This window comes from Pseudomonas sp. HMSC08G10 (assembly GCF_001808425.1).
GTDB lineage: Bacteria > Pseudomonadota > Gammaproteobacteria > Pseudomonadales > Pseudomonadaceae > Aquipseudomonas > Aquipseudomonas guariconensis.
Window position 1 is genome coordinate 186,309 of sequence record NZ_KV793307.1, and the last position, 25,789, is coordinate 212,097.

Genomic DNA, 25,789 nt, shown 5'->3' on the forward strand with positions numbered 1-25,789 from the left:
GGACGACTTGAGGGAGATACTAAACAAGTGTTCAACAAGACGGCAATCCGGGCCTGAGTTACTGTAACAACTCACTAAATTGCTATATCTAATTGTTTTATAAGCGTATTTCGCCAAAGGAAAAGGTTTTTATGCGTTGACTGTTACAACTTCGCACAACTGCGGTTTTGCACTGACGGCGCCAAAGCATTCGCGGGTAAGCCCGCTCCCACAGGGCTTGTGCAACACCCTGCAGGAGCGGGCTTACCCGCGAATAGACACCGCCACTGTCACGTCATACGCCAGGCGCGCTCGGCTCGAAGGCCCCCTGCCGACGACGGTTGATCAGGAAGTACGCCGCGTAGCACACGGCAATGAAGCCAAAGCCCCAGTACAGCGACGGACGCTGGGTCTCGTCCAAGGCCAGGAACACGAACAGCGAACTGCACAAGGTGATGCACAGCAGCGGCACCAGGGGGTACAGCGGTGCGCGGTACTTGAGGTCCTCAAGCTTGCCGCCATCACGCAGGAAGGCCTTGCGGAAGCGGTACTGAGCCAGGGCAATGACGATCCAGGTCACGGTGCCGGACATTCCGCTCACCGCCATCAACACCATGAACAGGGTGTCGGCGGCGACGAAGCTGGTCATCAGCGAGATCAAGGCGAAGCACAGGGTGATGCTCAGCGCCCGCAGCGGCACGCCGCGCTTGCTCAGCGGCGACAGGCTCTTGGGCGCCATGCCGGTCTTGGACATGGCCCAGAGGATACGTGTGGAGGCATACAGGCCCGAGTTGCCCACCGACAGGATCGCGGTGAGGATCACAAAGTTCATCAGGTCCGCCGCGTAAGGGATGCCGACCATGTCGAACACCTGCACGAACGGGCTTTCCATCAGGCCGGCCTGCTCGTGCGGCACGATGGCCGACAGCACGGCGATGGCCAGCACATAGAAGATCAGGACGCGGAACACCACGTTGCGCACAGCGCGAGGGATGCTCTTTTCCGGATGCTCGGTCTCGCCCGCGGCCACGCCCATGATCTCGCAACCCTGGAAGGCGTACACCACGGTCATCATGACCGCGAACACCGCCGACAGCCCATGGGGGAACAGCGAATCGCCAATGAGGTTGTCGAGCATCGGGGCCGGCGCCCCATTGTTCAGCGGGATACCGCCGAAGATCACCAACAGGCCGATGACGATAAAGCCCAGGATGGTTGCGACCTTGATGCCCGAGAACCAGTACTCGGCCTCACCGAAGGCGCGGGTGGCCAGGGCATTGAGACCGAACAGCACGGCAACGAACAGCGCCGACCAATACCAGATCGGCACCTCGGGGAACCAACGGGTCATCAGCATGCCGGCGGCGGTGAACTCAAGGCCCACGGTGGTGGCCCAGCTCATCCAGTACACCCAGCCGATCATGAACCCCGTGGCCGGGCCGATGAACTTGGTGGCATGAGCCTGGAACGAACCGGACACGGGCATCTGCACCGACAGCTCGCCCAGGCAGACCATGACCAGGTACATCAGAAGGCCCGCGACCAAGTAGGCCAGGATCGCCCCCATCGGGCCGCCCTGGTTGATGGTGACCCCCGAGCCCATGAACAGGCCGGTGCCGATCACCCCGCCCAGCGACAGCATGAAGATGTGCCGGCTCTTGAGCGCACGGGTCAGTTGGATGCCTTTGCGGTCAGTGGATTCAGACATGGCGCACCTCGACCTGGCTGGCGCGCTGGGCGGGTAGACAATTCAGGAGGTCTTGAGCTTTACGGCATTTCATTATTCTTATCTCCAATAAGCCTCATGGACCGTGTGGAGCACGGTTGCCATCGATTATTGGAAACGGATGTAAGGTGCCGTTGTACGGACGGATCGAAGATGTAAAAAGTCGTAACTTTTTTGTACGTCAGCCCTGGATCAGCTGTTCCAAGGTGGCGCGGGCCAGGCGGATCTGCTCGGCCAGCGGTTCGCTCAAGGCTTCGAATGCCCCAGCATCTCCCTTCAACCCGACGTTCTCCAGGTGTCGTAACGTCGTCGCCAGGCCCGCAAAGCCCAACGAATCGCAGCTGCCCGCCAGACGATGGGCCAAGTGGACCACCTCTGTGCAGTCACCTGCCTTCAGCGCCTCCCCCAGCGCCGCCTCGTGCTGATCGATCGCCTGGCGCAGAACCACGAGCAGGCCTTGCAGTTTCTGCTCGCCCAGCAACGTGCGGTGGGTCTGCAGCAAGGCCCAGTCCATCGACGCCTCGGGCACTTGTGCGTGCACCACCGGCGTCAGGTCAACCAGGGCCTCGCGCAGGCTGTCCAGCTTCAAGGGCTTGGCCAGCACGCCCTGCATCCCGGCCTCCAGGTAACCGGGCACCTGCGCCGGTTGCACACCGGCGGTCAAGGCCAGGATGCGCGTCTCACGGTTGAGCCCTGGCGTGGCGCGGATGAGGCGGCACAGTTCCACCCCGCTCATCCCAGGCAGGTGCACGTCCAGCAGGATCAGGTCGAACCGGCACTCGGCGCACGCTTGAAGGGCTTGCTGGGCATGCTCCGCGAAACTGACTTGGTGGCCATCTCGGGTGAGCAGCCCCCCGGCGACTTCTCGGTTAAGCGCCACGTCCTCGACCACCAGAATTTTCAGTGGTGACAGGGCCTGGCGTACCGGCGCCTGAGTTTGAGGCTGGCGGCCACAGGCCAGGTCCAGCTCAAACCAGAAGCAGCTGCCCTGCCCCTCGACGCTGTCCAGCCCGATGCGCCCGCCGAGTTTCTCCACCAGGTGCTTGCAGATCGCCAGGCCCAGCCCGGTACCGCCGTAGCGCCTGGCCACGGCTTCGCTGGCCTGGGTGAAACGGTCGAAGATCTTCGCCTGCATGGCAGGGGCGATGCCGATGCCATCGTCACTCACGTTGACCCGCACCCGTTGCAGGTCCATCCGCGGCTCCAGCACCTGCACCTGCACCTGCAGCGTGACCTGCCCGTGTTCGGTGAACTTGATGGCGTTGGCCAACAGATTGCTCAGTACCTGGCGCAGGTACTGTTCGGCGCCGTGCTGGAACTCGGCCAGCTGTTCGTCGATGTGGCAGTGCAGGCGGTTGCCATTGTCGACGGCCCTGGGCTCGAGCAGGGTCATGACTTCCTGGCACAACTGGCGCAGGGAGAAGTCGACCATTTCCGGACGGCTCTCGCCTTCTTCCAGGCGAGCGAAATAGAGCACTTCGTTGAGAATCGCCAGCAATCCCTCGCCGGCCTTGTACAACGCTTCCAGGCGCTCGCGGTCGCGCAGCGCCAGGCTGCCGCCGCGCAGCAGCTCGGCCATGCCCAGGATGCCATTGAGCGGCGTGCGCAGTTCGTGGCTCATTGTCGCCAGGAACCTGGACTTGGCCAGGTTGGCCGCCTCCGCCTCGTCCTTGGCCCTGGCCAGGCTCGCGGTGCGCCGCTCGACCATCGCCTGCAGCTCGTCGCGCTTGTCCTGCAAGGCCAGGCGATCCAATTCGCGGCGCTCGATGTCCCGCAGGATGGCCCGGCGCATGTCATCCAGGGCATGGGCCACGGTGTCGATCTCGTCCGGACGGGCCGAGCGGCGCCGGGCCAGGTGCAGCGGTTCCTGCCACTGCCCCGCACCGATACGCCGGGCGAATTCGGCCATCACTTGCAGGTGGCGCGTCACCAGGCGGTAGAACAACCCCGACAGCGCCACCGCAAGGCCGCAGAGAAACACGCCCATCCACAACAGGCTGGTCAGCCCCGTGGCAAATAGCCGCCGGTGCACGGCGCCCAGGTCGATACTGACCTCCAGCTCGCCCAGATGCCGCGCAGGCCCGGACGGCGGTTGGTAATCCAAGGCGAAACGTTCGATACGCAGTGGCCCTTTGGGCGTGGCATCGCCGCGCAGCAGCCTGAAGTCTTCGCTGATCAGCCGCACCCGCGCCACGTCGGAAAAGTCCACCAAACCCCGCAGTTGCACGTCCAGTTGCGCCTCGTCCAGATCCCACAGGCTGCGCTCCAGGCTCGCCAGGTAGCCGGCGCGGATCAACGCCATGCGCGCCTCGATGTCGCGCATTTCCCGGCGGTACTCGAAGTACAGCTGGACGGAGCTTGCCAGCACGGTGAAGCACAGGCTGAACAGAAAGATGAACAGTAGCAGGCGGCGCAGCAGGCCGTCGGTGTGCAGGCGGATCATCGGGCGTCCACCGGCAGGTTGATCATGTCACGGTAAGTCACTTCGCTCTGCTCCAGCCAGCGCTGGATCTCGCCAGCCTCGGTCATCTTGCGCAACTGCTGGTCGATGGCGTCCATACGCCGGCTCAAAGGGGAATGTCGCGACACCGCGACGCGCAGATAATCCACGCTCAGTGCGGTGGGCAAGGCGTGGATATCCTTGGCCCCAGGCAGGTGCTCGACGAACAGCTGGCCGGTACGCCGCTCCTGGATCACGAAGTCGATGCGACCACGGATCAGCTTGCCGAAGTTCTGCTGGCTGGAGGACACCCATTCGATGTTCTGGTGCCGCGCCACGAAACGGTCGAACTCAGGCCCATAGCTTTCGCCGTAGAGCAGACCGCCCCGGTAGCCAGCCAGGTCGTCCAGGTGCTCGAAGCGCACCGGCCGGCGCTGATTGACGAACACCGCCACCTCCTCGCGCAGCACCGGCACCGTGGAAAAGCGCATGCCCTGGTCGCGCTGGTCGCTGTTGTAGGCCAGCACCACATCGACCCGCCCTGCGGCGGCGTCCATCAGGCAGCGCTTCCAGTTGCCCAGCACAACGATCTCGACCTCGTAGCCCAAGCGCCCGAGCAACTCGCGCACCACAGTGGGTGCCAGGCCTCGGACCTGGCGGCCATCGCTCCAGGAAATCGGCGGGTACACCGGGTAGTCGCAGTAGCGGATGCGCTCGTCCGCCACGCCGTGCAAGCTCACCAGCATCAGGGCCAGGGCGCACAGACGGCCCATGGACGTCAGGCCGCCACGCTGGCGGTGAACAGGTAACCGGTGCCGTGGATGGTGATGATCAGGTGCGGCTCGGCCGGATCGTCATGCAACTTGCGCCGCAGACGGCCGACCAGCACGTCGATGGAGCGGTCGTTGGGCACCCACTCGCGATTGCGGATCTGGTCCATCAATTGGTCGCGGGTCAGGGTGTGGCCGCTGTTGCGCAGGAACACACTGAGCAGCTGGAACTCGCCGTGCGTGAGCAGGGTTTCGGCGCCGCGCGGGTCGATCAGGCGACGGCGATCGGTATCGAGCGCCCAATCGGCAAACTGCTTGAGCGACTGCACACAGGCCGGCGCAGGCTTGGCGACACGGGCGTGGCGCACGCGGCGGATGAGGTTCTTGGCGCGCGAGACCAGCTCGCGTGGGTTGAGGGGTTTGATCACATAGTCGTCGGCGCCACATTCCAGGCCGACGATGCGGTCGATGTCATCGTTGCGACCGGTGATCAGGATGATGCCGACTTCCGAGCGCACGCGCAGTTCGCGGGTCAGCGTCAGACCGTCCTTGCCCGGCAGGCGAATGTCGAGCAGCACCAGATCGACATCCTGGCTGGCGAGGAAGGCATCGGCCTGTTCGGCGGTGTCGGCACAGTGGACGTCGTAGCCTTCCTGGGACAGGTAGGCGTGCAGCAAGTCGCGAATAATCGGATCGTCATCGACGATCAGTACCCGAGGCGTCATTGCGTGTTGTCTCTTTTTTATAGGTGTTGTTCATCGAACCCGCGCCCGCAGCGTACTCGTTACTGAACAGGCGATCAACAGCCCTCACTTACACTGAAGCGACGTCGACCGCCTGCCTGGAGACCATCGACCCAGGCCTCGCAGATCAACACCCCCTGTTCTGGCGAGAACGTCCCCGGGTTGAGGCCGGATTCCAGCCACAAACCGTCGAGCAGTGCACTGAGGCTGATGGCCGCAAGGTCCGCATCGAAGCCTTCCCAGCCCTCCTCCGTGGCCAGTGACGCCAGCAGCTGGCTCAGTTCGTTGCGGTATTCACCGTAGGAATGGTCGTGCACCTGGTTGATCGCCTCGGCGGTCTTCACTGCGCCCCAGAATGCCAGCCACGCGTCGAGCAGCTTGGGGTCCAGTACGTCCGATCCGAACGATGCGCGAAAGAACGCCGACAGCCGCTCACGGGCATTGGGCGCGGCCTTGGCCATGGCCTCGCGCAACAGGCCCATGACCCGCCCGGTGACCGCCATGTAGGCATCGGCCACCAGTTCATCCTTGCCCGAGTAGTGGTGGCTGATCAGCCCCACCGACACCCCTGCCTCGGCTGAGATCTTGCGGATCGACGCGCCCTGGAAGCCATGGCGTTTCAGGCACACCAAGGTCGCCTCCACCAGATTGGCCTTGCGCAGTTCCGGCAGCATGCGGTTGTAGCGGGCTTCCTGACTCATCGGTGCTCCTGGAGAAAAACAGCGTTATCGAGTTGGCACGCGCCTTTGGCAGCGGCGACTTTTATTCTCTGTGCGCCAGGGCGACTGGGGCTTCCACAAGGGGACTAGTCTGGCTGAACGACTGTACAACAAGCCAAGCACCGTGATAAACCCTCACAGCGCCCTCGCGCCAAGACCCGATTCCAACAACAAAAGCGGCTGCCATGAACGACCTGATCACACGCGAGCTGGACCACGGCCTGTTGACCCTGACCTTCAACCGCCTGGACAAGCTCAACGCCCTGAACATCGCCATGTACGAGCAGCTCGCCGAGCGGCTGCTGGCGGCTGACGAAGACCCGCAGGTGGACGTCATCCTGCTCACCGGCGGCCCGCAATGCTTCAGCGCCGGTAACGACCTGCGCGACTTTCTCGATAACCCGCCACGTGACCGGGACAGCCCGGTGTTTCACCTGATGCGCGTGGTCATGGCTGTGAAAAAGCCGCTGATCGCCGCCGTCAACGGCGCAGCCATCGGCATCGGCAGCACCCTGCTGCTGCACTGCGACCAGGTGCTGGTCAGCCGCTCGGCCAAGCTGCGCATGCCTTTCGCGCCGCTGGGCGTGTGCCCGGAATTCGGCTCCAGCCTGCTGCTGCCTCGCCTGCTCGGCCATACCCGCGCCGCTCGCCTGCTGCTGGCCAACGAACTGCTGACCGGCGAGCAGGCCGTGGACTGGGGCTTGGCCAACGAACTGCACGAAGACGGCGAGCAATGCCTGGCGGCGGCGCAGAAGCTTGCCCGGCGCCTGCAAGCGATGCCTCGCGAGTCCTTGCTCATCAGCAAGCGCCTGATCAAAGAGGCCCATCGCGCCGAACTTGAAGCCACAGTCGAGCGTGAAAGCCAGCTGTTCGTCGAACGCCTGCAAACCCCCGAAGCCAAGGCCGCCTTGCGCGCCCTGCTCAAGGACTGACCACTCAGCCCTCGAAGGCCCGGACCAACTGGTCGATGACCAGGCGAACCCGGGCCGTGTGGCGCAAATCCTTGTGGGTGACCATCCACACCTCGTAAGGCGCGCTACGCTCGCGTGACGGCCAAACCCGCGCCAGGCCGTCGCGCTCGCCCAGGGCGATGGGAATCTCGCCGATTCCTAGGCCTTCGGCGATGGCGCGGCGCACCATCATGCTGGAATTCACCGCCGCCACCACCCGCCCCTGGTCGATCACCTCATCGACCAGCGTCGGCACAGGCCGATCACGCCAGTACGGCTCATACATCACCAAGTCGTGCCCTGCGAAACCACTGCCCGGCACCGGCTCGCCTTGGCGGGCCAGGTAATCGGTGCTGGCGTACAGGCCCATCGGCCAGCTCGCCAGCTTGCGCAGGATCAGGTCCGGGTTGTCCGGACGCTGGTTGCGGATGGCGATATCGGTCTCGCGTTGCGACAGGTTGACCAAGTCCGAGGAGCCATGCAGCACCACACGGATCTCAGGATGGGCCAGGTGCAACTGGCGCAGGGCTGGCATCACGAAATCGCAGGCCAGGGAATCGGTGGTAGAGATCCGCACCTCCCCGGCGCCTTCATTGTCCACGCCGCGTATGCGCCGGGTGAGCTCAAGCGCCGCGCTTTCGACCTTCTGCGCGAGCGCGAACGCCTCCTCGCCAATGGCGGTCAATTGATAGCCTGCGGGCGTTCGCAGGAACAGGGTCGACCCCAGGTCGGCCTCCAACGCAGCGATCCGTCGCCCTACAGTCGCCTGGTCGACCCGCAGCACGCGCGCGGCCCGGCGCAATGTCTGTTCGCGGCCCAGGGCCAGCAGGATCCTTGCGTCATCCCAATTCATCGATGGTCTTTCCTCACAGCACTTGTGCAACAGGGCGCCGCGAAATCGCCGCGCGCCCGGGGTCCGCGAGTTCCGTACCCTTGGGTGCAAGTCGCCAACGCGGCCAATCTTCACCTCACAAGGGCACAGTACCCATGAACAACGTTTCCAGCATGACCGCCATCGAGATCACCCAGCCAGGTGGCCCCGATGTCCTCCAACTCACTCACAGGGCGATTCCAGAGCCTGCTGCACGCGAGGTCCTGATCAAGGTCCACGCCGCAGGCGTCAATGGCCCGGACTTGCTCCAGCGCAAGGGCCTGTACGACCCACCCGCGGGTGCTTCGGACATCCCCGGCCTGGAGATCGCAGGCGAAGTCGTTGCCCTTGGCAGCGAAGTCCGAGGCTTTGCCGTGGGTGATCCGGTGATCGCACTGGTGACCGGTGGCGGCTACGCTGAATACGCCGTGGCCGACGAGCGTACCACCTTGCACCTGCCCGAGGGCCTGTCGATGATCGAAGCCGCGGCCCTGCCCGAGACGTTCATGACCGTCTGGGTCAACCTGTTCCAGCGAGGCGGGTTCAAAGCCGGCGAGTCGGTGCTGATCCACGGGGGCGTATCCGGTATCGGCACCACCGCGACGATGCTGGCCAAGGCCCTCGGCGCCTCGCGGATTTTCACCACCGTCGCCAATCCCGAACAGCAAGCGGCCAGCCAGGCACTGGGCGCCGATGTTGCGATCGACTACAACCGCCAGGACTTCGTCGAGGAGGTCTTGCGCCATACCGAGGGCCAGGGTGTGGACGTGATCGTCGACATCATCGCCGGCGAATACGTAGCACGTAACTTCCAGGCCGCGGCCATGAACGGGCGGATCGTGCAGATTGGCGTCATCAAGGGCCCGGCGCCGCAGGTTGACCTGTTCCCGATGCTGGTCAAGCGCCTGACCCACACAGGCTCCACCTTGCGTGCACGAAGCGCAGACGACAAGGCGCAGATCATCACCGACCTGCAACGACACGTCTGGCCCCATGTGCGCAGTGGCGCGGTCAAGCCTCTGATCTTCCGCACCTTCGCCCTGGGCGATGCGGCCCAGGCCCACGCCTTGATGGAAAGCGGCCAGCACATGGGCAAGGTGGTGCTGACCGTCGACGCCTGACACCAAAGAAACTCACCCGGCGCCGACTTCCTTGAGCAGCGCGGCGGCCGCCAGCTTGCCCAGTGCGTTGCCGGCCAACGGGCTGTCGCCGGTGAGCAGCTTGCGGTCCTGCAAGGTGGCGCCGGAAATGTCTTGGTTGATGATTTCCACGCCCAGGGCCTTGAGCTGCTCGCCGAACTTCCACGTCAGGTGCCCGGGCATGTAGCCAATGTCCGGGGTCTTGGCATCCAGATCGTCCGGGAAGGCGCAGATGCGGTAGCCGTTGTAGATGCAACTATCGCGCGTCTCGCCGAGACCCGCGGCGAGCAGCGCCGCTGGGCCATGGCATAGAGTGATGACGAACTTGTCGTGCTTGGCCGCCCAGAGCAGCAGCTGTTTCACCGCCTTGCTTTCGGGCAGGCCAATCAACGCGCCGTGGCCACCGGGGATGAACACACCGATGTAGTCCGAGTCAGGGCCCAATGCACGCTCGACGACATCCTCGAGTTTGAGCGGTTGTTTGAAGGCATCGCGGTAGCGGGCGTACAAGCCCTTGACCTCGGCATCCTCCGAAGGCATCGCCCAGAACTCGAATTTGACCGGGTTGCCAGACAACGTCGCCACATCGAAGGCAAAGCCGGCTTTGTCCAGGTGGTACATGGGCAGCAGGGTTTCCACCGGGTGGTTGCCGGTGGAGAACATCGTGCCGTTGTCCGTGAGCAAGTAGCGCTCGTCGGCACCGATCATCAGCACTTTCCAGCGGCCTCCCGTGTAGGGTCTTGGGTAATCGGCGCCACTGAGGTCGGATGTGGGCGAAGTGAACTGACTCAGCGAATAGGGCGAGGGGAAAAACGCATTGTCCTCGGCCGGGTCAGGCGTGGGGCGTTTGTCATCGTTCGGCTGTGCCATGGTGTTCTCCAACAGGCTGGTGGGGTCAATCGGGCAGTCTAGTCCAGGCCACCAAAGGCCATCGCAGGACGCGACTTGCGGTGCGCCGGCCAATAAAGGCCATGTGCCACCAGTCATCCAGCTGTCATCTTTCTGTCGTATTTTCCGATCACTACCCAGGGTCGGGACCATCAGCTGTGATTCGCCGCTTCTTATCGTCCGCAGGGTTGCTCCCCCTACTGATACTGACGCTCTGCGCCATCACCCTCGCCTTCCTGTGGGGGCTGCACGTTACCCAGAAAGCCGCCTCGCGCCAGGATGCGCTGTCGGCAAAGGCTGCCGAGCACATGAACCTGGCCAGTATCGTCGCGCAGAACCTGGGCCAATTGGTGGACCGCGCGCAAGCGGTGGGCAGGGTGACACAGTACGACATGAAATCCCCGCGCCAGGGCAATCTGAGCCTGGCGCGGATCTTGGTCGAAGACCCAGCGTTCAAGCGCATGAGCCTGTATGACCGCCAGGGCCGGCTGCTCGCCTCCAGCCACGCCGACGAGCCCCAGGCGCTGCCCCAGGATTGGCTCGACCAGCTCAAGGTGCGGGTTTCCCACGATGGCTTCAAACCCTTCATGCCCCACCTCGCTCCTTCAAACACCCCAACGTCCGGGCCCCACTGGCGCCTGCCGTTCATTCTGCCGCTGACCGACGTACGCGGGCGGGAGATCGACAGCCTCCTGGTGGTACAGCTGGATGTCGGCTATCTCGCTGTCCTGCTCCAGCACATCGACCTAGGCCGCACCGGGTTGATGCGTGTGCTCCAGGACGATGGCCAGGAGCGCCTGCGCATCGACTCCAGCGGCGTGGTGATGACCGGCGACCGACTGATGCCGAACCTGCCCGAAACCGGTGAGGAGGCCGGCCTGCTCACCCAGTACAGCGTCGAGGGCGCCTACCAGAGCCTGTACCGGCGCGTGGCCAACCGGGGGTTCAGCGTGGTGGTGAGCCAGCAACACGATGAGATCCTCGCCCCCTCGGCGCTGACTTACGCCCGCCAGTTCTGGCTGAACCTGAGCATGACCCTGATGATTCTCGCCAGCCTCGCCTGGAGCCTGCGCCTGCTGGGCAAGCGCCAGGAGGCCTTCAGCGCCCTGGAGCACGCCCAACGGGTCAACCAGCAACTGATCGGCCGCCTGGAGGATGAACATCGACGCAGCAGCCACGCCGCTGCTACCGACCACCTGAGCGGTTTGCACAATCGCCGCCAGCTCGTCGAAGTGGCGACCCAGGCCCTGGCTCGACAGCGGGGCAAGCGCCGGCTGATGGCGATCCTGTTCATCGACATGGACCGCTTCAAATCGATCAACGACTCCCTCGGCCACAAGATCGGCGACCTGCTGCTGCAGGCCGTGGCCGGGCGCATCCAACGCTTGCTGGAACCCGGCGACGAGGCCTCGCGCTTTGGCGGGGACGAGTTCGTGGTGCTGCTGGCCGGCGAGCGAGACGAGGAGCAGATCGACGCCTGGGTGCGCGAGCTGGTCGCCAAGCTCTCGGCCACCTATGCCCTGGACGGCCAGGAGGTCAACACCAGCCCCAGTGTCGGGGTGAGCATCTGCCCGCGCGATGGTCAGGACATCGACACACTGATCCGCTGCGCCGACGCTGCGATGTACTCGGCCAAGCAGGCCGGACGCGCCCAGTACCGCTTCTTCGACCCGTCCTTGAACCTCTCCGACATCCAGGCCTTCACCCTCGAGCAAGCCTTCGGCATTGCCCTGGCCGAACGCCAGTTCCTGCTCCATTACCAACCCCAGATTCGTCTCGATACCCTGAAGGTGCAGGGCTACGAAGCACTGGTGCGGTGGAACCACCCTGAGTTCGGCTTGCTTTACCCTGATCGCTTCATCGCCATGGCCGAGCGCAGTGGTTTCATCGTAGAGCTGGGCTGGGAGGTGCTGCGCCTTGCCTGCGAAGCACTCGCCCGCTGGCAAGCCCAAGGGCGTGATGAGCGCCTGGCGGTCAATGTCTCGGCCTTGCAACTACGCCAGATGGACTTCAGCGAGCGCTTGCTGGCTACACTGCGCGAGCATGCTATCGACGCACACCGGCTGGAGCTGGAAATCACCGAAACCACCGTGCTCGACCCCGAAGGCACCGCGCTGGACCACCTGCACCGCCTGCGCCAGGCAGGCCTGGGCGTCAGCCTGGATGATTTCGGTCGAGGTTATGCAGGCTTTGCCCACCTGCATGCGCTGCCACTGACCAAACTCAAGATCGACCGTGCCTTGATCGCCCCGTTGTGCAATAGCCACGACGACAGCCCGATCGTCTCCTCTACCATCATCCTGGCCAAACGCCTGGGCCTGGAGGTGATCGCCGAAGGCGTGGAGACCCGCGAGCAGGTGGTGTGCCTGAAACTCGCCGGATGCGACAGCGCCCAGGGCTACCACTTCAGCCGGCCTCTTTCACCGGCGCAACTGCTGGAATACCCGCCCTTCAGCGGCGCCCGGGAGAGCGCCTGTTGCACTCTCTGACGGCGGCACCTGCGTCCAGGCAACCCATCGCCGCGAATCGCGTTCAGCCCCGCGCCACCTGCCACAACCGGGCGACGTCGGTGGCCCGCGCTTGCAGCAACTGCGCTGCCTGGGCGCACGCCTGCTCCAGGCTCATCGGCCCGCTGGCCAAGGCGAAGGCCGCATCGATGCCATGGGCATACAACTGCTGGTAGCCCTCACCCAAAGTCCCGGCCAGCACCACCACAGGCACACCATGACGCTTGGCCACCCGGGCCACGCCCATCGGCGTCTTGCCGCGCAAGGTCTGGACATCGAGGCGCCCTTCCCCGGTGATCACCAGATCCGCCCCCTGCACCAGCGCATCGAGCCCTGCCAGTTCTGCCACCACTTCAACCCCTGGGCGGAACTGCGCGCCCATGAAGGCCTTGGCCGCAAAGCCCATGCCGCCCGCCGCGCCACATCCGGGAAACTCACGCACATCGTCACCCAGCAATTGCGCGCACAAGTCGGCAAAATGCCCCAGGGCCTGGTCCAGTGCCTGCACCTGCGCAGGGCTTGCGCCCTTCTGCGGGCCAAAGATCGCCGAGGCGCCATTGGGGCCGCACAAAGGATTGTCGACATCGGCCGCCACCTCTACCTGAACCTCCGCCAGGCGTGGGTCCAGATCGCTGGCATCGATACGGGCCAGTCGGCCCAAGGCCAACCCGCCCTCCTCCAGTGCCTGACCGTCGGCATCCAGCAGGCGCAGGCCCAGGGCTCGCAGCATGCCGCTGCCGCCATCGTTGGTGGCGCTGCCGCCAATGGCCAGGACGATGCGCGTGGCACCGGCGGCCAACGCGGCGGCGATCAGCTCGCCAGTACCCCAGGTGCTGCTGCGGCACGCATCACGCTGGTCCGTCGGCACCCGTTGCAAGCCACTGGCCTGGGCCATCTCGATGATCGCCGTACGGCTCTCGGCCAGCCAGCCCCAGCCGGCCTCGACGCTATGGCCCAGCGGCCCACGTACCACCTGGCGACGCAGCTCGCCATGGCTGGCGGCCAGGATCGCGTCCATGGTCCCCTCGCCTCCATCGGCCATGGGGCACTCGACCCGTTCGGCGTCCGGCCACACTTCGGCCAGGCCCGCACCGATAGCGCGGGCCACACCGGCAGCGTCGAGGCTGTCCTTAAACGAATCGGGGGCGATGACGACTTTCATGGGGATTCTCCTGTCCAGATACCCCGCATGCTGCCAGTTGTGGCGCAGCGGGGCCTCTGTCGAATGCACAAAAGCGTTGCGGTGTTGTTTGGGCGAATGCCTTTTTTGCCAGGGGCCATCACTGCGCCGGCAGCAGTTGCAAGCCCAGGTACAGGCTGAGCATCCCTTCAAGGCGCAACGGATCGACCTCGCTCACCTCGGCGATCCGCTCCAGGCGATACCTCAGGCTGTTGCGATGGATCCCCAGGGCATCGGCGCAGGCCTGGCTCTGCCCGTCGTGGGCACACCAGGCGCGCAAGGTCGCAAGCAACTGTCCGCTGGCATCCTTGGTGCGGATGCGCTGCAAGGGCTCGAGCAGTTCGTCCAGCGCGTCATCGTTGCGATGGCGCCAGAGCAAGGCAGGCAGGCGGTAGCGCGATAGACTCAGCAGCCGCTCCTGAGGCAGGACTTCGCGTCCGTAGGCGAGCAGGTCGCGCACCCGCCGATAACCCCGGCGCAATTGCTCAAGGCTCTGCGCCGTATTGCCCATGGCCAGGCGCTGGACCTGCCAGCCATGGCGATGAAGACGTTCGACCAGGCGCTGTTCATCCAGCGCGACGCCTGCAGGCCGACACCACAACAATGAATGCCGGGCCGGGCTGACGCACCAACTGTCGGGAAAACGACTCATCAACCAGCCGGACAATGTCTCCGCGCTCGGCCCAGGCTCGAGTTCGAACAGGCACGGCACCCGAGGCAACTGAGGCTTGAGACCCAACTGCTGGGCTTCATCGAGCAGGCGTGGGGAGTCACTGCTGCCACCGAGCAACAAGGCCAGCAGGTCGTCGCAGCGCTGACGCCGCCATTGTTGCTCCACCTGCAGATGACGCTGGGCCAGGAGCATTTCGGCGGTCATGCGCACTAACTCGCCATAGGTACGCAACTGCTGCGGATCGCCCGTAAGCCCCAACACGCCGATCAGGCGGTCATCGAGCATCAGCGGCAGGTTCACCCCGGGCTGCACGCCCTTGAGGCACTTGGCGGCCTCCACATCCAGTTCGACGATCCGACCGTTGGCCAACACCAATTGCGCGCCTTCATGGCGGGTGTTGATACGCTCCGGCTCGCCACTGCCCAGGATCAAACCCTGGCTGTCCATGACGTTGACGTTGCACGGCAAGATAGCCATCGCCCGGTCGACGATGTCCTGCGCCAGGTCGTGGTCCAGTTCGAACATTCAAGGGTCCTTGCGGTGGTAGGCTTTGGTCGCCGGCACAGCGGGCCGTGCCAGAAGCTGTGCAAAAGCACAAAGACAGCCGCGCCGCGCTCACCGAGACTCGTCGTGGCGAGCGCCGGAACCCGCGACGCCGCGACAACCATAAAAAAAGAGAATCCGATCATGGCACACAGCCCCGCCCCTGACCAAGGCAAAGACATCACCCGCGATGCGCTGTACCGGCGTATCACCGTGCGGCTGATTCCCTTCATCTTCATCTGCTACCTGTTCAACTACCTGGACCGCGTCAACGTCGGCTTCGCCAAGCTGCAAATGCTCGACGCCCTGAAGTTCAGCGAGACCGTCTACGGCCTGGGTGCCGGGATCTTCTTCATCGGCTACGTGCTGTGCGGCCTGCCCAGCAACCTGGCGCTCAACCGCTTCGGCCCGCGGCGCTGGATCGCGCTGATGATGATCGCCTGGGGTACGCTCTCGACCTGCCTGCTGTTCGTCACCACGCCCACGGAGTTCTACGCCCTGCGCCTGCTCACCGGCGCCGCTGAGGCCGGCTTCTTCCCCGGCGTGGTGCTGTACCTTTCGCGCTGGTTCCCGGCGGACCGCCGTGGCCGCATCATGGCGCTGTTCATGTCGGCGATTCCGGTTTCGGGGCTGCTGGGCGGGCCGTTCTCCGGCTGGATCCTCGATCACTTCGCCGCAGGCCAGCACGGCCTGGCCGGCTGGCAGTGGATGTTCCTGATCCAGGGCGTGCCTACCGTGGTGCTGGGCATCCTCGCCGTGCTGCTGCTCAGCGACGGTTACCAGAAAGCCGCCTGGCTGAGCCAGGCCGAGCGTCAGGTGATCGAGGCCGACCTCAAGGCCGATGCCGCTGGCAAGCCCACCACCCAGGGTGACGGTGTACTGGCCGTGCTGACCAATCCGCTGGTCTGGACCTTCGGCTTCGTCTACTTCTGCATCCAGAGCGGCGTGTACGCCATCAACTTCTGGCTGCCCTCGATCATCAAGAACCTGGGCTTCGATAACCCGCTGCTGATCGGCTGGCTGAGCGCCATCCCCTACCTGCTGGCCGGTGTGTTCATGATCGTCGTCGGCCGTTCGGCGGACCTGCGCAACGAGCGGCGCTGGCACCTTGTGGTGCCGATGCTGATGGGTGCGCTCGGCCTGCTGATCGCGGTGAACTTCGCCCAGAACCCCACCATCGCCATCCTGGGCCTATCGATCGCCACCATGGGCGCGCTGACCGGGCTGCCGATGTTCTGGCCGATGCCGACCGCCCTGCTCAGTGCCAGCGCTGCCGTAGCGGGCCTTGCAATCATCAACTCGGTGGGCCAGATGGCCGGTTTCCTGAGCCCCTACCTGGTCGGCTTCATCAAGGACCAGACAGGCTCCACCGACGCTGCGCTCTATTCGCTGGCCGCGCTGATCGTGTTCGGCAGCCTCGTGGCCCTGCGTGCGACCCGTGCCGGCGCGCTGAGCGCTGCCCGCGCCAACTGAAGCTGTTCGGGGGCGCTTCGGCGCCTCCGATCGTCGGTCTGTTGCATCCCCTGCTCGGCGAAGGCGTCAAATGAACCTGAACGGTTCTACGGAGACGCCCCATGACCCAGCACAGCGTGGCCCGCCTCGAACAGCTCGACGACCACACGCCTTTGCGCGTCCAGGCTGGCAGCGAAGAAGTCATCCTGATCCGTCAGGGCGACTTGGTGCATGCCTACCAGGCCCATTGTCCCCATGAAGGCGCGCCGCTGGACGAAGGTGCCCTGTGTGGCGGGTTGCTGGTGTGCCCTTGGCACAAGGCGGCGTTCGCCGTGGACGAAGGCGCGGTCTGCGAGCCTCCGGCCCTGGCCGACCTGCGGCGTTATCCGGTGCAGGTGAAAAACGGCGAGGTCCTGGTCGACGACCAGCCGCTGCCCAGGGCCAACCCACCCCGGCACAGCGACGCCCGCTGCTTTGCCGTGATCGGCGCGGGTGCGGCCGGCAGCGCGGCGGTGGCAACCCTGCTCAGTCATGGTTTCGGCGGCCGTTTGGTGTGGATCGACCAGGAACAGCACCCCGCCTACGACCGCACGTCCTTGAGCAAATTCGTCATCGCCGGGCAGATGGCCCCCGACGAAGTCCCCGCCCTGCTCGAGCCTGACGCCCTGCGCCAGGGCCATCTGGAGCGCTGGCACGCCAAGGTGCGAGCGCTGGATGTCGCCAAGCGCCAGATCTTGCTGGCCGACGGCAAGCGCCTGGAGTACGACGCGGCCCTGGTGGCCACCGGGGGCAAACCCAAACGCCCAGACCTTCCCGGCGCCCAGTTGCCTGGCATCTGCCTGCTGCGCTCCCGGGACGACGCCGCACGCCTGCTCGATGCCGCCGAACCGGGCCAGCCGGTGGTCATCGTCGGCGACGGCTTTATCGGCCTGGAGGCGGCTTCGGCCCTGCGCAAGTACGGCGCGCAGGTGCATGTGGTCAGCCGCCATGAAATCCCCCTGGCCAGGCAGCTCGGCGAACGTATCGGCCGCACCCTGCGCGAGCTGCACGAGCGCAAGGGCGTGGTGTTCCATGGGCCGACGGAGGTCCAACGCTTCGAAGGCACCGACCACGTCCAGACCGTGGTGCTGGCCAATGGCGAGCGCCTGGATACCGCGCTGGTGCTGCTGGGAGTGGGCGTCAGACCAGCCACTGGTTTCGTGCAGGGCCTGGAGCTGGCAGACGATCAGTCCTTGCCGGTGGACGCCGAACTGCACGCCGCCGAAGGGCTCTGGGCCGCCGGCGACATCGCCACCTTCCCCCTGGTCGGCCGCCCTGTGCGCATCGAGCACTGGCGACTGGCCGAGCAGCACGGCGTGATCGCCGCCGCCAACATGCTCGGCGAGCAGCGCCGTTACGACGACGTGCCGTTCTTCTGGACCTACCAGCACGGGCGCACCTATGAAGTGCTCGGTCATGGGCAGCACTGGAACCGTATCGAGTATGTGGGTGAACCGGAGAAAGGCGATTTCATTGCCCTGCAATGCATCGACGACCAGGTCGAAGCCGTGATCGCCAAAGGCTACGCCCGCGCCATGGCGGTACTGTCGCAACGGATGAAACGCCCCTTGAGCAGTCGCGAGGCGCGGGAACTGATCGATGCCTGGCCGGGCTGAGCCTGCGCGTGCCCCTGGCCAGCCGGATCCTTTCAATGGCAGGTGGATGTGTGTAAAACAGCCCTACACTCCTCGACACAAGGCGCCGCGCATGATCTACCGCCCCCTCGGCCACAGTGGCCTTCAGGTTTCCGCCCTCACCCTCGGCAGCATGATGTTCGGCGAACAGACCAGCACCGAGGACTCGCTGCGCATCATCGACAAGGCCTGGGACCAAGGCATCAACTTCATCGACACCGCTGACGTTTACAACGCAGGGCGCTCCGAAGAGATCGTCGGCGAGGCCGTGTCCCGCCATCGCCAGGACTGGATCGTCGCCTCCAAGGCCGGTTTCGGCCCGGCAGAAGGCTTGCCCAACCGCAGTGGGCTTTCGCGCAAGCACCTGTTCAATGCCATCGAGGCCTCGCTCACGCGTATGGACCTGGACTACCTGGACATCTACTACCTGCACCGCGAAGACCACAAGGTGCCCCTGGAAGAGACGGTACGGGCCATGGGCGACCTGCTGCATCAAGGCAAGATCCGCTATTGGGGCGTGTCCAACTTCCGCGGCTGGCGCATCGCCGAGCTGTGCAACCTGGCCGAACGCCTAGGTGTGGCCAAGCCGGTGGTGAGCCAGCCTTTGTACAACATCGTCAACCGCCAGGCCGAGCCCGAGCAACTGACTGCAGCCGCCTACCATGGCCTGGGTGTAGTGCCGTTCAGCCCGCTGGCCCGAGGCGTGCTCAGCGGCAAGTACGCGCCGGGTGCCGAGCCTGCGGCTGGCAGCCGCGCTGCGCGCCAGGACAAACGCATCATGGAAGTAGAGTGGCGCCAGGAATCGCTGGCCATCGCCCAGAAAATCCAGGCCTACGCCCAGGCCAAAGGGGTGGGGATCGTCGAGTTCGCCATTGCCTGGGTGCTGAACAACCAACTGGTCAGTTCGGCGATCGTCGGACCGCGCACCGAGGCGCAGTGGGACACCTATGCCGGTGCGCTGGAGGTGAAGATCACCGCCGAGGACGAGGCCTTCATCGATTCGCTGGTCACCCCGGGGCATGCCTCGACGCCCGGGTTCAACGATGTGGCGCATTTCGTCACCGGGCGCCTGGCTCGCCCATAGGCGTTGGGGCGCAGCGCCCCCACTGCAACCACTCAGCCTCGGGCGATGGCAAGGCTCAACGCCCCGCCTCGCCTTGCCCCAGGTACTTCTCGGTCCAGGCCGCCAGCGGCAGCGGAGGCTGCTGCTGGACAATGCGCCGCCAGATCAGCGCGAGGTCCTCGCCGTTGAACATCGAGCCCACGCCATCGCCCAGCCAAAGGGTCGGCGTCACCGCGTTCCAACGCCCGGTACCGTCCCGGCTGGCCATCTGGAAGCGAAAGGTGTAGTTGCCTGGGATGCCCATGCGCAGGTCGGTCACCACCAAGGCATTGCCCACCCTGTCGTAGCGCAGCCAATCATCGGTGAACCAACGCAGGCGCTCGTGCAGCGGCATGCCACGCAGCACCTGGGCGGCCTCCAGGTTCAGCGACTGGCGCTGCATTTCCGGCGGTTCCTGGTCAAAGGCGCTGCTGATGCCTTCGTAGTACTGGCCATCCGGGGTTTTGGCCAATACCCGCCAGACCAGGCTGTTGAAGGCGATGGGCACGGCGCGCACGTGGGTCACGGCAATGCCCTGCTGATCGAGGGCGAGCGCAAAACGCTGTTCGGCCGCCATGCGCCCGGCCAGCCCATAGCCCAGGTAAGCGGTGCTGAACGCCAAGGCCACGCCCAGCACGGTGACGGCCTTGCCAGTCATGCCTTTGAACGCCGCGTACAGCACAGCGCCTAGCAAGGGCAAGGTGTACACCGGGTCGATGATGAACACCGCCGCCCAACTCTGCGGGGTCAGGTTCAGGGGCCAGAACAGCTGGGTGCCGTAAACAGTGAAGGCATCGAGTATCGGATGGGTCACCAACACCAGCCAGAACGCCAGGAACACGCGCGGTAGGCGGTAGCCTTTGTCGGGCCAGCGCCTTCGGGCGACGGCGCTGACCAGCCAGGCCAGTATCGCCGCCAGGGCGGTGAGGACGAAGAGGGAGTGGGAAAAACCCCGGTGGTAGGTCATCTGCGACACCGGGTCGGCATAGCGAATAAGCACGTCGAGGTCCGGCAAAGTGCCCAGGGCCGCGCCGTACAACAACGAACGACGCCCCTGGATACGCCCCAGCACCGCGCCTTGGAGGGCGGCGCCGAGGACAGCTTGGGTCAGTGAGTCCAAGGTGAAAGTCCCTGATCGGTGTTTTTCAGGAACCTACCCTCATTCACCGTACTCGCCAAGGGGCGGCTGCGCAGCCTATCGCAGGCTGCACCTGGGCCTTGCGTCGTAGAGGCTCAAGAAGGCTTACAGCAGTTGCCAGGTATACACCAGGATCAAGCGGTTCTCATCGATGTCACTGCGGTAGTTGGAGCGTGCCATGGCATTGCGCACGCGAATCCCCAAACCTTTGAACAGCCCGCCCTGCACCGCGTAACCAAGATCCAGGTCGCGCTCGCGGTCCTTGCCCTCGTAGCCTTGGCCGGTGTCCACATTATTGCCGGTGATGTAGCGCACCGTGGCCGTCAGCCCAGGGACGCCCATCGCAGCGAAGTTGTAGTCGTAACGCACCTGGTAGGAACGCTCGTCGGTGTAGGCGAACTCGTACGTCGGCACTTCATTGCCCAGCGGCGAGATGTTGGCGAATACCCGAGGGAACGGGCTGTCGCCATAGATCCCCTGATAGCCGACATGGAAGCTGTGCCCACCCTGCCGGGCGGTGAACATCGAAAAGAACGCCTGGTTGTCGATGTTGCCCAGCAGCGCATCACCGTCCTCGCGGGCGGTGAAGTAGCCCAGGTTGGCGCTGAGCACCCAGTCGCCGAGCGGCTTGCTGTGCTTGAGGCCGATGAAGCCCTGTTCGTAGATGTCCTGCAGTTGGCCGTACCAGAGGCTGGCGCTGCTTTGGTTGTCGTTGAAGGCATAGTCGCCACCGACATAGTTGAAGGCGTCGCTTTGTGCCTGGCGCATGGGCACATGCCCGAGCATGGCGATCATCTTGTCGTCACCGGCCTCGTTGCGCAGGTGGCTGGAGGTCAGGTGCCCGGCCTGCAGGGTCAGGCCGGCCAGCTCGGCGGAGCTGAGGTTCACACCTTGGTAAGTCGGCGGTAGCAGGCGAATGTCGCTGAACGTCAGCACTGGCAGGTTGGGCTGAAGTTCGCCGAACCTCAGTTCGGTCTTGGACAGACGCGCCTTGAAGGTCGGCGCCAAGCGGCTGTATTCCTCCGCAGCGCGGCCATCGCTGTGAACCGGCAACAACCCGGTATTGACCCGGTCAGGGCTGCTGTCGAGCTTGATGCCCAGCAAGCCCAGGGCGTCCAGGCCGAACCCCACCGTGCCGGGGGTGTAGCCCGACTTGAAGTCGAGGATGAAACCCTGGGCCCACTCCTGGGCCTTCGATTGCTGATTGGCCCCGACGATATCCGAATAGTCGCGGCTGAAGTAATAGTTGCGAGCGCTCAGGCTGGCCTTGGCATCCTCGAAAAAGCCGTTTTCCGCGGCCAGCAGGGGTTGGCTGAGCAAGGTGATGCCCAGGGCGACACAAGAGGTGTGGTTCATTCCGAAGCTCTCTTTGATCTTGTTTTTATGGGTAAAGCGCTGGGAACGCGTGGGTCTTGAGTGATGCCTCTCCTCTTCAGCGGGCTCGGCGCAGGGCCGCTTGAACACGGGGGCGACGCAGGCGTGGCAAGGCGTGGGCGGCTAGACCGAACAACAAACCCCAGAACGGCGCCGACAACCCCAGGAAGGACACACCGGAGGCGGTTACCAGGAAGGTGAACAACCCCGCGTCGCGTTCAGCCGGTTCGGACAGGCTCCTGGCCAGGGCCTCACTGATCGCACCGTACAAGGCCAGGCCTGCCAGCGCGGCAATGAGCGCGGCGGGAAACGCCGCGAACAGCGACATCAAGGTAGCGCCGGCGATACCCAGCAGCAGGTACAGCACGCTGCCGGATACTGCCGCCACATAGCGCCTGCGTGGGTCCTCATGGGCTTCGCGCCCGGTGCACAGGCTCGCGGTGACCGCCGCAAGGTTCAGTCCATGGCAGCCAAAGGGCGCGAGCAACGCCCCCCCTACGGCACTGGCGCTGATCAGCGGGCTGGCCGGCACGCTGTAACCGGCGTTGCGCAGCACCGCCATGCCCGGCATGAACTGCCCGGTCAGGGCGACCAGCACCATGGGCAGCGCCAGGCTGAACAGGGCTGCAACACTGAACTGCGGTGCGATCAAGCCTGGCGAGGCCAGCTCCAGCACCAACGCATCACTGCGAAACTGCCCGCTCAATAGCGTGACAAGCGCACCGACCAGCAGCACCATCGCCACCGCATAGCGCGGCTGGCGCGCGCGCATCAGCACGTAGGTGGCGAACATCGCCAGCACCAACGTTGGCTGTACCGGCAACGCGCGGAACACCTCGGCACCGAAACTGAACAGAATCCCGGCCTGCATGCCAGCGGCAATGGAGCCCGGCAGGCGAGCGATGATGCGGTCGAAGGCGCCGCTGATGCCGATCACCAGCAACATCAGGTTCGCCACCAGATAGGCGCCAATGGCCTGTTCCAGGCCCAACTGCGGCAAGGCGGTGACCAGCAGCGCCGAGCCCGGGATCGACCAGGCGATCACCACCGGCACCCGATAGCGCAGGCTCAGCAACGCCCCCAGCACCGCGCTGCCCATGGACACCGCCCAGACCCACGAAGACAGCACAGCGTGGGGCAAGCCGGCTGCCTCGGCGGCATGAAAGATGATCACCAGTGGCCCGGCATAGGAAATCATCGTCGCGATCATGCCGGCGACGATGGCCGACACGGAGCAATCTTTGAACAGGTCTTTCATGGGACCTCTCGCAAGCACTGGCCGGCCTTGGTGGCTGGCACTTGTTTTGTGTTGCCTTCATCGCAGGCTGGTGCTTTCTTCGCGGCTAAACCCGCTCCCACCGCAACACCGTGCCTGTGGGAGCGGGTTTACCCGCGAAGAGGACACCTCGGTGTATCAGCCCTGCTGCAACGCCCGCGGCCGTGCGCTGCGCTGCTCGGCCTCGCTGTCCACGGCCTTCTGCAGTTGGAAGTCGAACGTGAGCTCGGCATACCGCCCCTGTACACCCCGCGCGCCGCCCTCGCGGAACTTGATCTCGCCAACCAGCCCATCACGGGTGGCGTAGGCGAAGTCGTCCCACAGGTACTGGTCGCCGGCCAGGTTGATCTGGGTGGTCAGGTGGCGATGACCCGGCGCAGAAATGAAGAAGTGGATGTGCGCCGGGCGCTGGCCGTGGCGGCCGAGCAAGTCCAGGCATTCCTGGGTCGGCCCCTGCGGGTCGCAGCCGTAGCCCGAGGGCACGATGCTGCGTGCGCGGTAGCGGCCCTGGGCGTCGGTGACGATGCGCCGGCGCAGGTTGTACTGCGACTGGCTCTGGTCGAAGAACGAGTAGGTGCCGCGCGTGTTGGCATGCCACAGATCGACCGTGGCGCCGGCCACCGGCTGGCCGTTCGGGTCGAGCACCTGGCCTTCGAGGAACATCACCGTGGCCACGCCCTCCTCGCTACCGTCGTCCATGCGCACTTCGCCTTCAGCAATAGGCGCACCGGCCACATACAGCGGGCCTTCGATGGTGCGTGGGGTGCCACCGGTCAATCCGGCCTGGGCGTCCTTGGCGTCCTGCAGCAGGTCGAGGAAATGCTCAAGGCCCAGGCCTGCCACCAGCAGCCCGGCCTCGCCTCGCCCGCCCAGGCGGTTGAGGTAGTCGACGGCGAGCCAGAACTCGTCCTCGGTGATCTCCAGGTCCTCGATCAGGCGCGCGGTATCCTGCAGCACGCGCTGGATGATGCGCTTGATGCGCGGGCTGCCATCATCGTTACCGAAGCCGGCCGCTTCTTCGAAGAACTTCTGGATATCGGCAGTGTGGGAAATCTTCACGGTCATGGTGCGTACCTCATCTTGTTCTTGTGCAAGGGTTCGAATCAGCGGTCGTCGCTGTGGATCGACGAGGGGTGGCGGCACAAGCCGTCGACCTCGATCTCCATGTAGGGGAACAGCGGCAGTTGCATCAGGGTGTCGTGCAGGGCCTCGACGCTGGCCACGTCGAATACGCTGTAGTTGGCGTAGTGGCCGGCGATACGCCACAGATGGCGCCAGGTGCCCTCGCGTTGCAGACGCTGGGCCAGTTCCCGTTCATCGGCCTTGAGTTGCGCGGCCTTGGCCGGGTCCATGTCGACCGGCAACTTCACGGTCATCTTCACGTGGAACAGCATGGGATTCTCCTTGAGTCTGGTTAAGTCGTTGTGGGCGCGGCTTTAGCCGCGAACACCGGCACAGCCGGTGCCATCGACCGCGTTGTCTGCTACGCGGCTGAAGCCGCTCCCACAGGTTGTGTGTTCCTTCAGCGGCGGGCGAAGCGCGCCAGGCGGGCTTCGTCCAGGGTCAGGCCCAGGCCCGGGGTGCGCGGCACGTGTAACTGGAAGTCGCGGTACTCCGGCGCCTGGGTGACGATCTCCTCGGTCAGCAGCAACGGCCCGAACAGCTCGGTGCCCCAGGTCAACTGGCGCAGGGTGAGGAACGCGTGGGCCGAGGCCAGGGTGCCGATCGAGCCTTCGAGCATGGTTCCGCCGTACAGGGCGATGCCGGCGGCTTCGGCGATCTGCGCGGTACGCAGCACGGCACGTGGGCCACCGTTCTTGGCGATCTTCAGGGCGAAAATGCTGGCGGCCCCGTCGGCGGCCAGGCTGAACGCATCCTCGACGCTTTCGATCGATTCATCGGCCATGATCGGCGCCGGGCTGCGCTGGTTCAGGCGGACCTGACCGGCGCGGTTGATGCGCGAGATCGGCTGCTCGATCAGATCGATGCCGTTGTCGCCCAGCACCTGGCAGGCGCGGATGGCCTGGGACTCGTCCCAGTACTGGTTGACATCGACCCGCACGCTGGCCCGCTCGCCCAGCGCACGCTTGATCGCCACCACGTGCTTGAGGTCCTGCTCCACCGGGTTGGCGCCAATCTTGAGCTTGAACACCCGGTGGCGACGGGCCTCGAGCATGTGCTCGGCCTCGGCGATGTCGCGTGCGGTGTCGCCGCTGGCCAGGGTCCAGGCCACTTCCAGGCTGTCGCGCACCCGCCCGCCGAGCAATTCACTGACCGGCAGCCCCAGGCGTTTGCCCTGGGCGTCGAGCAGCGCGCTCTCGATACCGGATTTGGCAAAGGTGTTGCCCTTGGCCAGCTTGTCGAGTTTGAGCATGGCGGCGTTGATGTTGTCTGCCGGCAGGCCGATCAACGCCGGTGCCAGGTGCGCGTCGATGTTGGCCTTGATACCTTCGGGGCTTTCGTAGCCATAGGCCAGCCCGCCGATGGTGGTGGCCTCGCCGATGCCCTCCACGCCGTCGCTGCAGCGCAGGCGCAGGATCACCAGGGTCTGCTGCTGCATCGTATGCATCGCCAGCTTGTGCGGGCGGATGGTCGGCAGGTCGACGATGATCGCCTCCAGCCGGTCGATAGTCGGGCTTGTCATGC

General features: G+C 65.0%; 21 protein-coding genes. 6 read left to right on the forward strand and 15 right to left on the reverse strand.

Going from position 1 to position 25,789, the window contains the following annotated elements:
- Nucleotides 1-274 precede the first annotated feature (274 nt).
- From HMPREF3173_RS13255 to HMPREF3173_RS13275, 5 genes are all read right to left on the reverse strand, one after another.
- Nucleotides 275-1,687, reverse strand: coding sequence for an amino acid permease (locus HMPREF3173_RS13255; RefSeq protein WP_070573721.1), 1,413 nt, complete (start codon nt 1,685-1,687; stop codon nt 275-277).
- A 199-nt stretch (nt 1,688-1,886) separates the two neighbouring features.
- A complete protein-coding gene (locus tag HMPREF3173_RS13260; protein WP_070573723.1) occupies nt 1,887-4,148 on the reverse strand; it encodes an ATP-binding protein in 2,262 nt (753 codons plus the stop codon).
- Complete coding sequence (locus HMPREF3173_RS13265) at nt 4,145-4,918, reverse strand: substrate-binding periplasmic protein (protein ID WP_070573726.1); 774 nt, start codon at nt 4,916-4,918, stop codon at nt 4,145-4,147. Before HMPREF3173_RS13265 ends, HMPREF3173_RS13260 begins: the two co-directional genes overlap by 4 nt.
- A gap of 5 nt (nt 4,919-4,923) precedes the next feature.
- On the reverse strand, nt 4,924-5,640 hold the full coding sequence (locus HMPREF3173_RS13270) for a response regulator (protein ID WP_043210832.1): 717 nt from the start codon (nt 5,638-5,640) through the stop codon (nt 4,924-4,926).
- A gap of 74 nt (nt 5,641-5,714) precedes the next feature.
- Nucleotides 5,715-6,359 (reverse strand): TetR family transcriptional regulator C-terminal domain-containing protein, encoded by a 645-nt coding sequence (locus tag HMPREF3173_RS13275; RefSeq protein ID WP_070573729.1) that lies wholly within the window; start codon nt 6,357-6,359, stop codon nt 5,715-5,717.
- A gap of 203 nt (nt 6,360-6,562) precedes the next feature.
- Between HMPREF3173_RS13275 and HMPREF3173_RS13280 the strand changes: the two genes are divergently transcribed.
- A complete protein-coding gene (locus tag HMPREF3173_RS13280) occupies nt 6,563-7,309 on the forward strand; it encodes an enoyl-CoA hydratase (RefSeq protein WP_070573731.1) in 747 nt (248 codons plus the stop codon).
- Between the two features lie 4 nt (nt 7,310-7,313).
- Here the strand turns inward: HMPREF3173_RS13280 and HMPREF3173_RS13285 are convergent, their stop codons facing one another.
- Entirely contained in the window at nt 7,314-8,180 is an 867-nt protein-coding gene (locus HMPREF3173_RS13285) for a LysR family transcriptional regulator (RefSeq protein ID WP_070573733.1), read from the reverse strand.
- 152 nt (nt 8,181-8,332) lie between these two features.
- On the opposite strand from HMPREF3173_RS13285, the gene HMPREF3173_RS13290 reads away from it, so the two are divergent.
- Complete coding sequence (locus HMPREF3173_RS13290) at nt 8,333-9,319, forward strand: NAD(P)H-quinone oxidoreductase (protein ID WP_070573879.1); 987 nt, start codon at nt 8,333-8,335, stop codon at nt 9,317-9,319.
- A 12-nt stretch (nt 9,320-9,331) separates the two neighbouring features.
- Here the strand turns inward: HMPREF3173_RS13290 and hchA are convergent, their stop codons facing one another.
- Nucleotides 9,332-10,207, reverse strand: coding sequence for a glyoxalase III HchA (hchA, locus tag HMPREF3173_RS13295; protein ID WP_070573737.1), 876 nt, complete (start codon nt 10,205-10,207; stop codon nt 9,332-9,334).
- A gap of 176 nt (nt 10,208-10,383) precedes the next feature.
- Here hchA and HMPREF3173_RS13300 point away from each other — a divergent pair, with 176 nt between their 5' ends.
- Nucleotides 10,384-12,714 (forward strand): bifunctional diguanylate cyclase/phosphodiesterase, encoded by a 2,331-nt coding sequence (locus tag HMPREF3173_RS13300; RefSeq protein ID WP_070573739.1) that lies wholly within the window; start codon nt 10,384-10,386, stop codon nt 12,712-12,714.
- Nucleotides 12,715-12,757: 43 nt separating this feature from the next.
- On the opposite strand, the gene HMPREF3173_RS13305 is transcribed toward HMPREF3173_RS13300, so the two are convergent.
- Nucleotides 12,758-13,894, reverse strand: coding sequence for a glycerate kinase (locus HMPREF3173_RS13305; protein ID WP_070573741.1), 1,137 nt, complete (start codon nt 13,892-13,894; stop codon nt 12,758-12,760).
- Between the two features lie 118 nt (nt 13,895-14,012).
- On the reverse strand, nt 14,013-15,110 hold the full coding sequence (locus HMPREF3173_RS13310) for a sugar diacid recognition domain-containing protein (protein ID WP_070573744.1): 1,098 nt from the start codon (nt 15,108-15,110) through the stop codon (nt 14,013-14,015).
- Between the two features lie 162 nt (nt 15,111-15,272).
- On the opposite strand from HMPREF3173_RS13310, the gene HMPREF3173_RS13315 reads away from it, so the two are divergent.
- The 3 genes from HMPREF3173_RS13315 (at nt 15,273) to HMPREF3173_RS13325 (ending at nt 19,337) form a co-directional block, all read left to right on the forward strand.
- Nucleotides 15,273-16,601 carry an MFS transporter gene (locus HMPREF3173_RS13315; RefSeq protein WP_070573746.1) on the forward strand — a complete coding sequence of 443 codons (1,329 nt, stop codon included), beginning with the start codon at nt 15,273-15,275 and terminating at the stop codon, nt 16,599-16,601.
- Between the two features lie 101 nt (nt 16,602-16,702).
- A complete protein-coding gene (locus HMPREF3173_RS13320) occupies nt 16,703-18,235 on the forward strand; it encodes an FAD-dependent oxidoreductase (RefSeq protein ID WP_070573748.1) in 1,533 nt (510 codons plus the stop codon).
- Between the two features lie 91 nt (nt 18,236-18,326).
- Nucleotides 18,327-19,337, forward strand: a complete 1,011-nt coding sequence (locus HMPREF3173_RS13325) for an aldo/keto reductase (protein ID WP_070573751.1) — start codon at nt 18,327-18,329, stop codon at nt 19,335-19,337.
- Nucleotides 19,338-19,392: 55 nt separating this feature from the next.
- Here the strand turns inward: HMPREF3173_RS13325 and HMPREF3173_RS13330 are convergent, their stop codons facing one another.
- The 6 genes from HMPREF3173_RS13330 to HMPREF3173_RS13355 all read right to left on the reverse strand — a co-directional run bounded on the left by HMPREF3173_RS13330 (nt 19,393) and on the right by HMPREF3173_RS13355 (nt 25,787).
- Nucleotides 19,393-20,475, reverse strand: a complete 1,083-nt coding sequence (locus HMPREF3173_RS13330) for a metal-dependent hydrolase (RefSeq protein ID WP_070573753.1) — start codon at nt 20,473-20,475, stop codon at nt 19,393-19,395.
- Between the two features lie 123 nt (nt 20,476-20,598).
- Entirely contained in the window at nt 20,599-21,849 is a 1,251-nt protein-coding gene (locus tag HMPREF3173_RS13335; protein WP_070573755.1) for an OprD family porin, read from the reverse strand.
- 76 nt (nt 21,850-21,925) lie between these two features.
- Nucleotides 21,926-23,125, reverse strand: a complete 1,200-nt coding sequence (locus HMPREF3173_RS13340; RefSeq protein WP_070573757.1) for a benzoate/H(+) symporter BenE family transporter — start codon at nt 23,123-23,125, stop codon at nt 21,926-21,928.
- 156 nt (nt 23,126-23,281) lie between these two features.
- The gene (gene catA / locus HMPREF3173_RS13345) at nt 23,282-24,208 is read right to left on the reverse strand and encodes a catechol 1,2-dioxygenase (protein ID WP_070573759.1); all 927 of its coding nucleotides are present in this window, start codon (nt 24,206-24,208) and stop codon (nt 23,282-23,284) included.
- A gap of 38 nt (nt 24,209-24,246) precedes the next feature.
- Entirely contained in the window at nt 24,247-24,537 is a 291-nt protein-coding gene (gene catC, locus HMPREF3173_RS13350; protein ID WP_070573761.1) for a muconolactone Delta-isomerase, read from the reverse strand.
- Between the two features lie 128 nt (nt 24,538-24,665).
- The gene (locus tag HMPREF3173_RS13355) at nt 24,666-25,787 is read right to left on the reverse strand and encodes a muconate cycloisomerase family protein (protein WP_070573763.1); all 1,122 of its coding nucleotides are present in this window, start codon (nt 25,785-25,787) and stop codon (nt 24,666-24,668) included.
- Between the last annotated feature and the right edge of the window lie 2 nt (nt 25,788-25,789).

Bases quoted from the DNA above. Each gene is read 5' to 3' on its own strand.
- HMPREF3173_RS13255 (WP_070573721.1), bottom strand. From the start codon at position 1,687: ATGTCTGAATCCACTGACCGCAAAGGCATCCAACTGACCCGTGCGCTC.
- HMPREF3173_RS13260 (WP_070573723.1), bottom strand. From the start codon at position 4,148: ATGATCCGCCTGCACACCGACGGCCTGCTGCGCCGCCTGCTACTGTTC.
- HMPREF3173_RS13265 (WP_070573726.1), bottom strand. From the start codon at position 4,918: ATGGGCCGTCTGTGCGCCCTGGCCCTGATGCTGGTGAGCTTGCACGGC.
- HMPREF3173_RS13270 (WP_043210832.1), bottom strand. From the start codon at position 5,640: ATGACGCCTCGGGTACTGATCGTCGATGACGATCCGATTATTCGCGAC.
- HMPREF3173_RS13275 (WP_070573729.1), bottom strand. From the start codon at position 6,359: ATGAGTCAGGAAGCCCGCTACAACCGCATGCTGCCGGAACTGCGCAAG.
- HMPREF3173_RS13280 (WP_070573731.1), top strand. From the start codon at position 6,563: ATGAACGACCTGATCACACGCGAGCTGGACCACGGCCTGTTGACCCTG.
- HMPREF3173_RS13285 (WP_070573733.1), bottom strand. From the start codon at position 8,180: ATGAATTGGGATGACGCAAGGATCCTGCTGGCCCTGGGCCGCGAACAG.
- HMPREF3173_RS13290 (WP_070573879.1), top strand. From the start codon at position 8,333: ATGACCGCCATCGAGATCACCCAGCCAGGTGGCCCCGATGTCCTCCAA.
- hchA (WP_070573737.1), bottom strand. From the start codon at position 10,207: ATGGCACAGCCGAACGATGACAAACGCCCCACGCCTGACCCGGCCGAG.
- HMPREF3173_RS13305 (WP_070573741.1), bottom strand. From the start codon at position 13,894: ATGAAAGTCGTCATCGCCCCCGATTCGTTTAAGGACAGCCTCGACGCT.
- HMPREF3173_RS13310 (WP_070573744.1), bottom strand. From the start codon at position 15,110: ATGTTCGAACTGGACCACGACCTGGCGCAGGACATCGTCGACCGGGCG.
- HMPREF3173_RS13315 (WP_070573746.1), top strand. From the start codon at position 15,273: ATGGCACACAGCCCCGCCCCTGACCAAGGCAAAGACATCACCCGCGAT.
- HMPREF3173_RS13320 (WP_070573748.1), top strand. From the start codon at position 16,703: ATGACCCAGCACAGCGTGGCCCGCCTCGAACAGCTCGACGACCACACG.
- HMPREF3173_RS13325 (WP_070573751.1), top strand. From the start codon at position 18,327: ATGATCTACCGCCCCCTCGGCCACAGTGGCCTTCAGGTTTCCGCCCTC.
- HMPREF3173_RS13335 (WP_070573755.1), bottom strand. From the start codon at position 21,849: ATGAACCACACCTCTTGTGTCGCCCTGGGCATCACCTTGCTCAGCCAA.
- HMPREF3173_RS13340 (WP_070573757.1), bottom strand. From the start codon at position 23,125: ATGAAAGACCTGTTCAAAGATTGCTCCGTGTCGGCCATCGTCGCCGGC.
- catA (WP_070573759.1), bottom strand. From the start codon at position 24,208: ATGACCGTGAAGATTTCCCACACTGCCGATATCCAGAAGTTCTTCGAA.
- catC (WP_070573761.1), bottom strand. From the start codon at position 24,537: ATGCTGTTCCACGTGAAGATGACCGTGAAGTTGCCGGTCGACATGGAC.
- HMPREF3173_RS13355 (WP_070573763.1), bottom strand. From the start codon at position 25,787: ATGACAAGCCCGACTATCGACCGGCTGGAGGCGATCATCGTCGACCTG.